The sequence below is a fragment of the Micromonospora sp. NPDC049366 genome (assembly GCF_044466625.1).
Classification (GTDB): Bacteria; Actinomycetota; Actinomycetes; order Mycobacteriales; family Micromonosporaceae; genus Micromonospora.
The window spans coordinates 30,623-43,013 of sequence record NZ_JBITMV010000007.1; the positions used below are offsets into that span (position 1 = coordinate 30,623).

The 12,391-nt window shown below is 72.2% G+C and carries 11 protein-coding genes; 9 read left to right on the forward strand and 2 right to left on the reverse strand.

Going from position 1 to position 12,391, the window contains the following annotated elements; all coding sequences use genetic code 11:
• Positions 1-9: 9 nt before the first annotated feature.
• Positions 10-1,074 (reverse strand): serine/threonine-protein kinase, encoded by a 1,065-nt coding sequence (locus ACIBTV_RS12170; RefSeq protein WP_396704054.1) that lies wholly within the window; start codon positions 1,072-1,074, stop codon positions 10-12.
• Between the two features lie 145 nt (positions 1,075-1,219).
• Entirely contained in the window at positions 1,220-3,142 is a 1,923-nt protein-coding gene (locus ACIBTV_RS12175; RefSeq protein ID WP_396704055.1) for an N-6 DNA methylase, read from the reverse strand.
• A 99-nt stretch (positions 3,143-3,241) separates the two neighbouring features.
• Between ACIBTV_RS12175 and ACIBTV_RS12180 the strand changes: the two genes are divergently transcribed.
• The 9 genes from ACIBTV_RS12180 to ACIBTV_RS12220 all read left to right on the forward strand — a co-directional run bounded on the left by ACIBTV_RS12180 (position 3,242) and on the right by ACIBTV_RS12220 (position 12,350).
• Positions 3,242-3,790 (forward strand): DUF4352 domain-containing protein, encoded by a 549-nt coding sequence (locus ACIBTV_RS12180; protein WP_396704056.1) that lies wholly within the window; start codon positions 3,242-3,244, stop codon positions 3,788-3,790.
• 95 nt (positions 3,791-3,885) lie between these two features.
• A complete protein-coding gene (locus ACIBTV_RS12185; RefSeq protein ID WP_396704057.1) occupies positions 3,886-5,661 on the forward strand; it encodes a DUF6119 family protein in 1,776 nt (591 codons plus the stop codon).
• A gap of 90 nt (positions 5,662-5,751) precedes the next feature.
• Positions 5,752-6,327, forward strand: a complete 576-nt coding sequence (locus tag ACIBTV_RS12190) for a hypothetical protein (RefSeq protein ID WP_396704058.1) — start codon at positions 5,752-5,754, stop codon at positions 6,325-6,327.
• Positions 6,328-6,337: 10 nt separating this feature from the next.
• Positions 6,338-7,147: a hypothetical protein gene (locus ACIBTV_RS12195; RefSeq protein ID WP_396704059.1), complete on the forward strand. Its 810-nt coding sequence runs from the start codon at positions 6,338-6,340 to the stop codon at positions 7,145-7,147.
• 42 nt (positions 7,148-7,189) lie between these two features.
• Positions 7,190-9,790 (forward strand): AAA family ATPase, encoded by a 2,601-nt coding sequence (locus ACIBTV_RS12200; RefSeq protein WP_396704060.1) that lies wholly within the window; start codon positions 7,190-7,192, stop codon positions 9,788-9,790.
• On the forward strand, positions 9,787-10,203 hold the full coding sequence (locus ACIBTV_RS12205) for a hypothetical protein (RefSeq protein WP_396704061.1): 417 nt from the start codon (positions 9,787-9,789) through the stop codon (positions 10,201-10,203). The genes ACIBTV_RS12200 and ACIBTV_RS12205 overlap by 4 nt, the downstream gene beginning before the upstream one ends.
• A gap of 32 nt (positions 10,204-10,235) precedes the next feature.
• Complete coding sequence (locus ACIBTV_RS12210) at positions 10,236-10,631, forward strand: DUF4190 domain-containing protein (protein ID WP_396704062.1); 396 nt, start codon at positions 10,236-10,238, stop codon at positions 10,629-10,631.
• Between the two features lie 320 nt (positions 10,632-10,951).
• Positions 10,952-11,917 carry an esterase-like activity of phytase family protein gene (locus ACIBTV_RS12215; RefSeq protein ID WP_396704065.1) on the forward strand — a complete coding sequence of 322 codons (966 nt, stop codon included), beginning with the start codon at positions 10,952-10,954 and terminating at the stop codon, positions 11,915-11,917.
• Between the two features lie 229 nt (positions 11,918-12,146).
• A complete protein-coding gene (locus ACIBTV_RS12220; RefSeq protein WP_396704067.1) occupies positions 12,147-12,350 on the forward strand; it encodes a hypothetical protein in 204 nt (67 codons plus the stop codon).
• Positions 12,351-12,391 lie beyond the last annotated feature (41 nt).

Below are 12,391 nucleotides of genomic sequence, written 5' to 3' on the forward strand. Positions count from 1 at the left end.
GGTGCCTTCCTACAGCGTCGAGCGGCGGGCGTACTGGCGGCGCATCTTGTCGACCAGCCAGGTGACGTCGGCCCGTGGATGGGTCGGCGGTGCAGGATCGGGCGTCCCGCCATCGGGCTCCGGGCCTGGCGGAGGATTCTCCTCACCGACGGTCGTGCCTTCTGGGTCGCGCTGCGGGTCGTCCAGCTCCGGCGGAACCGGCTCTTGCCGGGCAGGGTCATAGGTAAGCTCCGCGACCTCCTGCCGCAGGTCCAAGACGCTCTTACCGCTGGTGGCGGTGGCGACGGCGAGCAGGCGGGTGCGGACGTCGTCGAGCCCCGGCCGGGCGCTGGGGTCGAACGCGAGCATCGCGCCGAGCAGGCCGACCAGCTCGCTCGGCACACCGGAGAGGTCGGGCAGGTCGCCGGGCTCGGCGATGCGCAGCAGCAGATTCCAGGAGTTGGTCGACGGGTAGAGCCCACGTGCGGTGAGCGCGAACACCAGCGTCGCGGCGAGCCCGTAGACGTCGACGGCGGGTGTCAGGTCACGTTCGCCGCGCACCTGCTCGGGCGACATGTAGGCGGGTGTTCCCACCAGGGCACCGGGCGCGGTCAGAAAGTCGTCCCGCTCGACAAGGACCGCCAAGCCGAAGTCGATGACCTTCGGTCCGTCCGGGCCGAGGATGATGTTCTGCGGTTTCAGGTCGCGGTGCAGCAAGTGGACCTGATGCACCCTGGCCAACCCGTCGGCGAGCATGGCTCCGACCATGGCGGCCCGCGGCAGCGACAGCGGGCCGTGCGCGTCGACGTGCTGGCGCAGGGTGGCTCCGGGGACGTACTCCACCGCCAGCCAGGCCGGGTCGCCGTGGGCGTCGGCATTCTCCAGCCGTGCCACCCGGGAGCCGTAGACCAGCTTGAGGCTCTCCACCTCGGCGGCGAACCGCTCGCGCACCGTTGGCGCCTCGATCAGATGCTGCTTGATCACCTTGATCGCCACCGGGTCGGCGGTCGGCGAGATCGCGAAAAAGACCTCGCCCATCCCACCCGAGCCGAGCGGCTTGACCAGTTGGTAGCCGCCGATGCTGCCCAGCGTCACCAGTTCTCCCTCACGATGCCCCCGCACCCCATCGCACCCGTCGTGATCGGCCCCACGCCTGACGGACGCCCGACCGTACAGCGTTGGACGCTCAACGAGACACCATCCGATCGGCGCGTTCCGCCCCACCGACCAGCAGCGCAGATCACGACGACTCGACCGCAGGGCGAATTATGCCGCCCGCCAGGCCGTCCGCGGTGAGCTGGACCAGCTCGGCGCCGAGCGACGCCGCCTGTCGGATCGCCGACTCGAACGCGTCGAGGCGGCGGAACGCCTCCCCGTGCGTTCGCTGTTCGTCGAGCGGCAGACGCCGCACCTGGGCGCGCCGGACGTCGAAACGCAGCGTTCCCGACAGGCTCGAGGCCTGCTTCTCGTTGGCTGAGGTGCGCAACTGCCCGGCGAGGAACCACGGATCGAGCGCTGCCGGGTTGGGGCGCAACAAATAGAGATTGCGACCCAGCAGTGTCCCGTCCGTGGTGACGACTCGTGCCGTGAGCGTGCGGGCGATCATGGGCACCACCACGTCGCCCACCGTGAGCGGGATCTCCTGGCCGAGCCGCTCATCGACCGAGCCTGAGGCGTCGACGCCGGCAAGCACGTCGGGCACGGTGAGCACGGGCGCGCCACCGGTCGGCCCGCCCCCTTCCGCGGTGGCACCGCCCCGGACCGGGCCGATCAGCTCCAACGCTCCGGTGCGGGCCAGCTCAGCGACCGTGACCACCGGCGACGTTGTCCCGGTGGGCGCGGGCATGACCTGTGGCATCAACGCCGGCAGGTCACCCACGACGGCCGCCAAGCGGTCTCTGGTGCGTACCAGGTGTTCGCCGGTCTGCTCACCGTCGGCGACGGGCTGCCGGCGGGCCGGGGTGAGGTCGACCTCTTCGTCGAGTAGTTCGATGAGGGGCACGGCGCGGGCAAACCCCACCTCCTCGACCTCCCCATCCGGCGCGGCGATGAAGGCGTCCCAGGAGGTGCGGATCCGCGCGGAGAGGTCGGGAAACTCGCCGTCGGCTGCGTCGACCAGCAAGGCCCGGGCCGGTGCGGGCGCGTCAGCCAAAGGTCGCCGCAACACCCACAGGTGCAGCGGCACCCCGTGCGGCGCGGCAGCCCCGCTCGGTAACGCGATGACGGCACGCAGCGCGCCGTGGCGCAGCAATTCGGCGCGGATGCGCCGGCCTGCCCGCCGCCCGGCCGCTGCCGGTGGCATGAGCAGGACGGCATGTCCGCCGGGTCGTAGGTGGGCAAGGGCGTGCTGCACCCAGGCCAACTCCGGTTCGGTGCGCGGCGGCGCCCCGTACACCCAGCGGGGGTCGTAGCCGAGCTCCTCACTGCCCCAGGTAGTGATGCCGAACGGTGGGTGGCAGATCACCGCGTCGACGCTGCGGCCAGCGAAGGCGTCGGCGCGTAGTGAGTCGCCGAGGCTTACCTCGCCAGGCACCTCGCGTAGGGCGAGCCACAGCCCAGCCAGGGTGCCGAGATCCTCGTCCAGCTCCTGCCCACAGGCGGAGGTGCAGCCGGCCCGGACGGCCGCGCGCAGGATCGCACCGGTGCCCGCGGCCGGATCGAGGACGGAGCCGCCGTCGGCGCCGACCCCGGTGAGCGCGACCATCAGGTCGGCCAGGTCGTCGGGGGTGGCCCAGGGACGGCCGGGGCCGGGCGCGGAGAAGCGTTGCCAGAGTTCGTCGAAGGCCGCCTGCGGGCCGAGTTCGTCGGCCAGCGCGTCGATCTCCGCAAGCATGTCGGCGACGGGTGTGTCGATGCGCCCTGGACGGTCGCCGCGTCGCCGGGCCAGCAGCACCGCCCCGACGGCGGCCAGTGCGGTGGCCGGACGCTCCGAGACCGCGGCGAGGTGGCGCCAGAGCCGGTCCGCCCGAGACAACTCGGGGAGCTTGTTCTGTCTGCGCAACCACTGTTCCACCTCGGCAAGGTCGAACTCGGGGCTCGCGCTGGTGCCGCCGACCGGTGTGGGGAAGTCGGGGTGCCGCTTTCGCCAGTTGCTGACCGCGGCACGACCCACCCCGGCGAGCCGCGCGATCTCTGCTGCCGTGATGGTCGGGTTCACCTGCATCTCCGGAGTGTGTCACACCCGTCAAGCATCATGTCCGTTGACAGGATTCACAGACAATGCTCTCATTGACGCCGACACGTTCACATCTGGAGGACAACGATGCGCAAGACCACGACCTTCGCCCTGATCGCCACCGCCGTCGTCGCGCTGGGTTGCAGTGCCGGAGCGACCGACAACGCCAGCAGCTCCAGCGCCGACGCCGCCAGCGACAACGCGGCCGACGCCAAGAGCGAGGAGAAGCCGGCCAAGACCGCGAAGATCGGCCAGCCCGCCCGTGACGGCAAGTTCGAGTTCACGGTCAAGTCGGCCAAGTGCGGCGTCGCGAAGATCGGCACCGACCTGCTCGGCGCGAAGGCGCAGGGCCAGTTCTGCCTGGTCACCGTCAACGTGAAGAACATCGGCAAGGAAGCGCAGATGTTCGACGGCAGCAGCCAGAAGGCGTACTCCGCGGACGGCACCGAGTACTCCGCCGACGGCGGCGCCGCCATCTACGCCAACAAGAACGCCGAGACGTTCCTCAACGACATCAACCCCGGCAACCAGGTCAACGGCGTCGTCGTCTTCGACATCCCCAAGAACGTCAAGCTCACCAAGCTCGAGCTGCACGACTCGCCGTTCTCCGGCGGCGTCGACGTCACCCTGAGCTGACCACCCACGTCGAGGGCGGGACCCGTGAAGCCCGCCCTCGACGCACCCCTTCCCCGCACCACCGCCACCCCGATTCTCGACGCGAGGAGATCGACGTGCGCCGTGCGAGCCAGCCGACCACGACCAGAAGCACCACGACCAGACCGACCAACCGCCGTGACGTCCGCACGGGCGTCACCCGTCCGCCCTTCGACGCACCCACCCTCTTCAATCTCGACCTGCCCGAGCGGCCAGAGGGCACCTATCTGACGTCGGTCTACCAGCTCGAACGGGTGACGCCGACTGTCGAGGGTCTGCATGACGCGGTGAACCACCGCTACGTGCGTCAGCACGACTTCATGGTCGAGGAGCGCCTGGTCGCCGGTGCGCCAGCGCTGCTGGTGCACGGTACGGTGCCGCGCCAGCGGGCCGACTGGTGCGATGTGCTCGCCTCGCTGACCGGACAGACGACCGACCTGGGGTTCAGCAGTGGCGGTGCCGTGCTGCTCGTCGCCGTCGACGAGCACGTCTACGCGCTCGCCTACGGCACCGTCGGCCGCCACATGGTTGACCTGGACCTCGCGAACTCCGGCTTCGGGATCGGCTTCGCCGTGCGCTCGCTCGCGCCCGACGAGATCAAGCAGGTACGACGGCGGGTGTTCGGCACCACCGGCCGGGTCGACCGCAACATGGTGCCGGGCGGTCAGCACATCCGGATGTACGGCATCGACAAGTGGGGCGAGATCGTCGGCCAGGTGTGCGGGCGGACATTCAACCCGAACCTGACCGTCTGCCGGTCCACGGGTAAGGCCACGCCCGTCGAGGGCAGCGACACCCTGCGCATCCACCTCGGCATCGAGCCCGCGAGCCTGCTCGCCGACCTCCGGGAGATCGACCGGGTCTGCAAGCAGGTAGCGCCCTTCGCTGACCTGGAGTTCATCACCCAGATCCGACCGGTGTCGGCTCGGGACCCCCGGCTGTCGACGGTGGAGGAGCAGCTGGACCGGCTGCTCCGGCTACCGGATCCCGCGGACGTCGGGCTGGCCGTGCCGGGCCGGGTCGTCAACGAGATCGAGCGGGTCCAGTCGTACAAGCTGCGTGTGCCGAAGTCGGGACTCCCTCCGGCGCGCCTGGCGGAGCTCACGCTGGCAGACGTGCTCGCGCAGACCGAGGGCGTTTCGGACGGCGAGCGGTGGACGTCGCTCTGCAACGGGCGCGTCACCCTCTACGCGGACACGGCCGGCGACGAGGTGATCGACTCCACGGCCGTGTCGCGGTGGCTCACCGCGCAGCTTCCCCACGGTGCGAGTCAGCTCCTGCTGCACGAGGGCGGCTGGTACGAGATCGGCGACCAGCACCGCACCTTCCTCCGCGACGAGATCGGGCAGATCCTGGCCGGCCCGGCCAGCTTCGCGCTCCCGGCATGGACTGCCGATCTGCCGGACGAGGAGAAGTACAACATCCGCGCCGCGAAGGTTTGCGGTCTCACCCTGCTGGACCGGCGGCTGCTGCGAACCAACCAACACCCGCGCGGCATCGAGGCCTGCGACCTGCTCGGCCCCAACGGCGAGCTGATCCACGTGAAGCGGGCGACCGGCAGCTCGGCGTTGAGCCATCTCTTCGCTCAGGGCGCCGTCTCGGTCGACGCGCTGCGCTACGAGGCTGACGCCCGCAACGCTCTCGTCGAGATGGTCAAGCGGCAGCCGTCGGGGCGAGTGATCGACCTGAATTTCCAGCCCCGCAAGGTCATCTACGCGATCGCCCTTGGCTCCGGCAGGCCGCTGACCGTGGACTCGCTCTTCACCTTCGCCCAGGTCGCCCTCTATCGGGCGATGAAGTCCCTACGGAACGAGGGCGTCGACGTCGAGGTCGTCAGCATCCCGTCCGCCTGAGGCGGGTCACCCGCCCCAGGCACCCACGAGACCACATCACCCGGCTCGCCGGGCCTGTTCCCCTGCGCACTCCCAGCCGAGGAGAGACCCATGACCCAGCCCGAGTTCCCGCCCCCCGCCGACGTCCCGCACGACCCGTCGGAACTTCCCCAGCCCGTCGCCTCCCGGAGGCGCCCGATCGGATGGATCGTCGGTGGCGCCGTCCTGGTGCTGCTGCTCTTCTTCGGCGGCTGCGGCGCCCTGCTGGCCGCGACCGACGACGGAGACCCGGCGAAGCCCGGCACGGCCGCCGCGTCGGCCACGTCCGTCGCGCCGACGACCGCCGCGGCCGCCCCGACGACCAGGGCTCCGGAGCCGCTGCCGGTCTACGACACGCCCACCAAGCGCGACTTCACGTTGGCGGTGAAGATCCTCCGCAAGCAGTGCTTCGGCAGCGCGGGATGCAACGTCACCTACCGGATCGACGTGACCTACACCGGGGACGGCGACCTCGACCCGGCCAAGACGTACGAGGTGACCTACCAGGTGAAGGGCGCCGAGGATCCGATCATCAACACCTTCGAGGTGAGCGGCGACTCGGCCTCCGTGCAGCAGGAGGAGTCGGCGAGCACCCGCCGCTCCGGCGACAAGCTGACCGCCGTCGTCACCGACGTTTCCGAGTTCTGAGGTGGTGGTCATGCGTCCCGACGAGTTCCTGCACGCCGTGGAGTTGCTCCCCGCTCCCCTGCACGACCGGGTCCTCGCCCTGCGCACCTACGTCAAGGCGCGGCGCTGCGAGTCCTGCACCGCCGTCGGCGACGTCGTCCGGCTGGCGCTGGCCGCCGCCCGCTACGACGAGTTCGGTGAGGCGGCGCGGCTGCTCGACACCGCCGACCGGCTCGCCGCCGGGCATGACCTGGCCTGCCGGCCGGAGCAGGCGCCGGGCCGGGGTCAGGTCCGCCGCTGGGCGACGGCGGCCGGGCCGCTGGTCGCCGCGACCGACGCCAGCTGGAAGGGGCGCGCCGGGGGGATCGGGTACGTGGCCAGCGACGGCCGTTACGGCCTGCGCGGCCGGCGTCCGGGTCGGGTGGACCCGACGGGCTGCTCGCGGGTGCTGGTCAGCGAGTTGCGGGCGGTGGAGTTCCTGCTCACCGCGTACGACACGCCGCCGGTCGGCATGACGGTGCTGGTGGACAGTGTGCCGGCGCTGGGGTACCTGCATCGCTGGCAGCGCGGCGAGACCGACGCGATGCCGGCCGGCTACGACCTGCGCCCCCGACAGTCCGGCATGGAGCCCACCCTGGTGCGGCTCGCCGGGCTGGTCGCCGAACGTCCGGGCCTGACGTTCACGCACGTGAAGGCGCACGCCTATCACGCGCTCAACGAGGCCGCCGACAGCCTGGCCCACATGGCGCGCCGCCGCGTCGAGGAGCCCTTCGACGTACGTCTGCGGGCGCACGACCTGGTCGAGGCGTTCCTGCGCGACTGGCACGCGCTGGCGGCCTGACTCCACGCCCTCCCCCGCCCCCCCTGTCAGCCGGAGGTCCTGATGACCCACACCGATCCCCTGGTCGAGCTGATCTTCAACCGGCTCGCCGACGACGACACCGTGGCCACCGACACCGCCGAACTGGTCCTCGCCGCTCTCGGCGGCGAGGACGACCTGGCCGCCGCGCTGCGCGGCGACACCACGAGCCTGCGCCTGACCGACCCGGCCCCGGCCGAGCCGCCGCCGCGGATCTGGCTCTCCTCGATCACCGTCGCGGGGTTCCGGGGCGTCGGGCCGGAGCGCACCCTGCCGATTGCTCCGGGGCCGGGCATCACGCTGGTGGTGGGGCGCAACGGCTCCGGCAAGTCGAGCTTCGCCGAGGCCGTCGAGCTGGCGTTGACCGGGGACAGCGCGCGCTGGGCCGACCGCAACAGCGTCTGGCGTACGGGGTGGCGCAATCTGCACACCCCCGACCCGTGCGGGATCGACGTGCGGCTGCGCGTCGACGGTGTGGCCACGCCGGTGACGGTGTCCCGGTCGTGGCCGGTGGGGGCGGCGCTGGCCGACGCGGAGGTGACCGTCGCCAGCGAGCGGGGCCGCCACCGGGACCTGGCCGAGCTGGGTCTGGCCCGGCCACTGGCCCTGTACCGGCCGTTCCTCACCGCCGCCGAGCTGGGTCGGCTCGCCGCCGGTACGCAGAGCCAGCTCTTCGACGCGATCTCCGCGATCCTCGGACTGGAGGCGATCACCGAGGCCGACCAGCGTCTGCTGGCCGCCGCGCGGCCCGTCGAGGCCGCCATCAGGGAGGTACGCGCGCAGCGTGCCGCCCTCGCCGCCGCCCTGACGGAGGTGGGCGACGGGCGGGCGGTGCGGGCCGCCGCTCTGCTGGCCCGGCGGGGTGCGGTCGACCTCGCGGAGCTGACCGCGATCCTCGACGAGTCGGACGACGACCCCACGGACGGGCCGCTGCTGCTGTGTCGGCGGGTTACCGGGCTGGACGTGCCGGACCCGGAGCAGGTGTCGCGCCTGGCGGCCCAGCTGACCGAGGCCGCCGACGCGGCGCGGCGGCACGACGGCGGGCGGTCGCGGGCGGCGCTGCGCAGCGCGGAGCTGCTGCGCCTGGCCATCGAGCACCACGAGGAGAGCGGCGACGGCCCGTGCCCGGTCTGCGCCGCCGGCAGCCTCGACGGGGGTTGGCGGACGACCGCGACGGCGTCGCTGGCCGAGCTGCGGGACCGCAGCCTCGCCGCGCAGGCGGCCACCGCCCGGCTGACCGCGCTGCTGCGACAGGCCCACCACCTGGTCGACGACCTCCCGGAGCTCGACGCCGCCGACCTCGCCACCGCTGGCGACACGGACGCGACGCCCGGCGACGGAGCGTGGGAGCTGAGCGAGGACGGGCCGGCGACCGACCGTGACCGGACGGCGGGTGACGCCGACGCGGCGGCCGGGGACGCGACGCCGGGCGCAGGGCGGCCGGAGGAGCTGGCCCCGCTGCGGGAGGCGCTGCGCGCGTTGCGGGAGGCGGTGGCCGTGCTGCGGAAGGTGCCCGGTGAGCCGGCGGAGTTGGCGGCGCACCTGGGCGCCCGCTACCCGGCGGTGGTGCGGGCGGCGCGGGCGGCGCGCGCGTACGCCGAGGAGTTCCTGCGCCGGCGCGACACCGGCTGGCAGCGGGCGGCGGCCGAGCTGCGGGCCTGGGTCGACGCCGCCGGTGCGCTGTCGCAGCGGGAGGCGACGCTGGCCCGGCTGAAGGCGGCGCGGAGCTGGCTCAGGGCGACCGCGGTCGGGTTGCGTAACGAGCGGCTGGCGCCGTTCGCGGAGCACTCGCAGCGGATCTGGGCGCAGCTGCGGCAGGAGAGCAACGTCGAGCTGGGCGCGATGACCCTCGAAGGCAGCACCACCCGTCGGCGGGTGGCCTTCCCGGTGAGCGTGGACGGCGCCGACAACGGCACCGCGTTGGGGGTGATGAGCCAGGGTGAGATGCACGCGCTGGGGCTGGCCACGTTCCTGCCGCGCAGCTGCGCGCCGGAGAGCCCGTTCCGGTTCGTCGTCGTCGACGACCCGGTGCAGAGCATGGATCCGGCGAAGGTCGACGGGTTGGCGCGGGTGCTCGCGGAGCTGGCCGAGGACCGTCAGGTGGTGGTGTTCACCCACGACACCCGGCTGCCGGACGCGGTCCGTCGGCTGGACCTGGGCCGGGCCCGGATCGTCGAGGTGACCCGCGCGGAGCGGTCGGTGGTGACGGTGCGCGCCGCCTCCGACCCGGTGAGCCGGCACCTGGACGACGCGTACGCGCTGGCGCGCAACGAGGAGATCCCGAGCGAGGTACGGGGTCCGGTGGTCGCGGAGCTGTGCCGCTCGGCGCTGGAGGCCGCCTGCCACCGGGTGATCTGGCGTACGCGGGTGGGGCGGGGTGTGCCGCACGCCGACATCGAGCGGGCGATCGAGGACGCGTCGCGTCGACTCACCTCCACCGTCGCACTGGCGGCGTTCGACGACGCGGAGCGCGGTGGTGACGTGCTCGGCTGGCTCGGGCGGCGGCACGGGCGGCGGGCGGTCGAGGCGTACCAGGCGTGCCGGGGCGGGGTGCACGGCGCGTACCTGACGGACCTGCCCGAACTGGTCGCGGACGTCCGCCGTCTCGCGGCGGCGCTGTCGTGACCGCGCCGACGCCGCAGCGCTGCCTGGCGGCGGCCGACCAGTTGCTGCGCGGCGCCGGCGCGCTCGGCGCCGCCGCCGTGACCGCAGGCTGGTGGCCGCGGGCCTGCGCGTGCCTGATCCGGCTCGCCCTGGAGGGCGGGATCGACGCCTACTGGCGGCAGGTGAAGCCGACCGTGGCGGCCTGCCGGCAGGGCCGCGCCAAGCAGCTGATGCTGCGCGGCCGGCTCGGCCCGGGCGCGGAGACGGCCCGGCGGGTGGCGTACGCCTGGGCTGCGCTGTCCGCCGCGACGCACCACCACTGCTACGAGTTGGCGCCGACGGCGGTCGAGCTGCGTCGCCTGCACGCCGAGGTGGACGCCCTGCTCACCCGGCTGCAGCCGGGCGGCGGCGCGCACACCCCCACCACGAGCTGAACTTCCCACCCACCGACCGCGAGGGATACGCCATGTCCTACCAGTCCGGGTACGACCCGACCCGCCCGCAGCCGCCGATCTCGGCGGTGCCCGCCAGCCCCTACCCGCCGGCCCTCTACCAGCCGCCGCCGCAGGTGGTGGTGCACGCGCCGCCCACCTCCGGCACCGCCACCGCGTCGATGGTGCTCGGCATCCTCGGCGTCCTCGGTGGTTGGTGCCTGTTCGGCCTGCCCTGCGTCGTCGCCGTCATCCTCGGTCACGTCGGCCTGCACGAGACCCGCAACGGCAGGAAGTCGGGGCGGGGCATGGCCGTCACCGGTCTGATCCTGGGCTACCTCTTCGTCGGCCCGATGATCGCGTTCACCGTGCTGCTCTTCTTCGGCAGCGTGCTCGGCGCCGCCACCCCGACCGCCACGCCCGGCCCGTGAGACCGGCGGCCGGCACCGGGCGAAGCGGCGCGGACGGCGATGTCGACGGTGAAGTCGGACAGGCCGTGGGAGGTGCGGACCTCGTGGCCGCGTTCGCGCAGCGTCGCGGCCACCTCGTCGCGGATACGGCTGCGTCGCTCGGTGCGGTCGGTGGCGAGGTCACCGAGGCGGTCACCGGACGCACCAGACGTCCCGAAACGATGCCGCGACGACGGCGAACGCTCACGAACTGAACCGCGCTGGTGGTCATCCGTTGTGGACAGTGAGAGCAAGTCGCCGCCGGGTCTGCGACGGCAAACTTCGACGAACGGGTGCGTTACATGCAGGAGAATGGTCGCTCGAACGGTCACGTCACCCTCGAGAGCTTCACCGACCATCTGGACAAGACGACTTTCCAAGGGGAATTCGTCGGCAATTTCTCGGGCCTGAGCCGGGACCGTGACGGACGGATCGCGGCCCTCTCCGACCGCTCCGTCCTCTACTACCTCGACCCCGAGACGCTCAACCCTGTCGAGCTGATCAAGCTGCGAGACGAGTTGCGTCACCCGCTCGACGGCGAGGCGCTCGTATTCGACGGGGGAACCCTCCTGGTCGCCACCGAACGGCCGGAGATCTTCCGGTTCGACCGGGCCGGGAACCTCCTCGGCGTTCTGCCGATGCCCGGCCAGTACCGCGTCACGCCGCTCGGCGACGCCAAACTGAACGAGGCATTCGAAGGAATGACCATGGCCGACGAGCGGACGCTGATCGCCTCGATGGAAAATTCGCTGCTCAGCGACCAGGACGGCTTGGTGCGCTTCCAGTGCTGGGAACGGAGCGAGCCCGACGACGACTTCAAGCCCGGCACCCAGTTCGCGTACCGGATCGAACCCAACCTGCTGGTCTCCGACATCGCGGCGGTCGACGACGACTGGCTCCTGGTCCTGGAGCGGGGCTTCGACAGCAGCGGAAACCGGGTCCAGCTCTACGTCGCCGACCTGCGCGGGGCCGCCGACGTGAGCGCCATCGACAAACTCGACGCGCACTCGCCGACCCTCGACAAGCGGCTGCTGGTCGACATGGCGGACCTGCCGCCCTCCGGAGCCGTGGCCAAGCAGCCCCAGACCAATCCGCTGCTCGGCAACATCGAAGCGATGACGATCACCGACCGCGACCCGGACGGTGAGATCCACCTGCTGCTGGCCACCGACGACAACGGCAGCGAAGCTCAGATCACCCGCCTCTACCGCCTGCGGGTGCGCCTGCCGGAGCGACCCGACCGCGACAGCCGGTTGACCGCCGTTTAGCGTGCCTCCCCACCGCACCGCAGGTGACGGCACCACCCTCCGCGCGACGGCCAGCGCTGCCTGGCCGCCGCGCGGCACCTGAATCAGCGGTCTGCCCAACGCCGGACCGCCACCTGAACAAGTAGCGCCGGCGGCCCGAGGCCAAGAGATACTGTCATCTCGCGACGCCGGGCGTCCGACCACCGGTTGGCGACTGCGCCCCGGCGACACGGTGGTCTTCACCGGGGCCATGGAGCCACCGCGGTCGTGGTGGGAAGAGGACGCACGGGCCGCAGGGCTGCACGTCGGCGACAACGTCACCAAGAAGACCCGGCTCCTGGTGGCCGCCGACCCCGATTCGCTGTCCGGCAAGGCCAAGAAGGGCCGCCAGTACGACATCCCGATCGTGCACCCCGTCGCCTACCAGCGCATGCTCGCCGACCTCGACGGGTGACGCGTCGAGGTCGGTGAAACGGCGTGCGGTCCGGCCGTCGG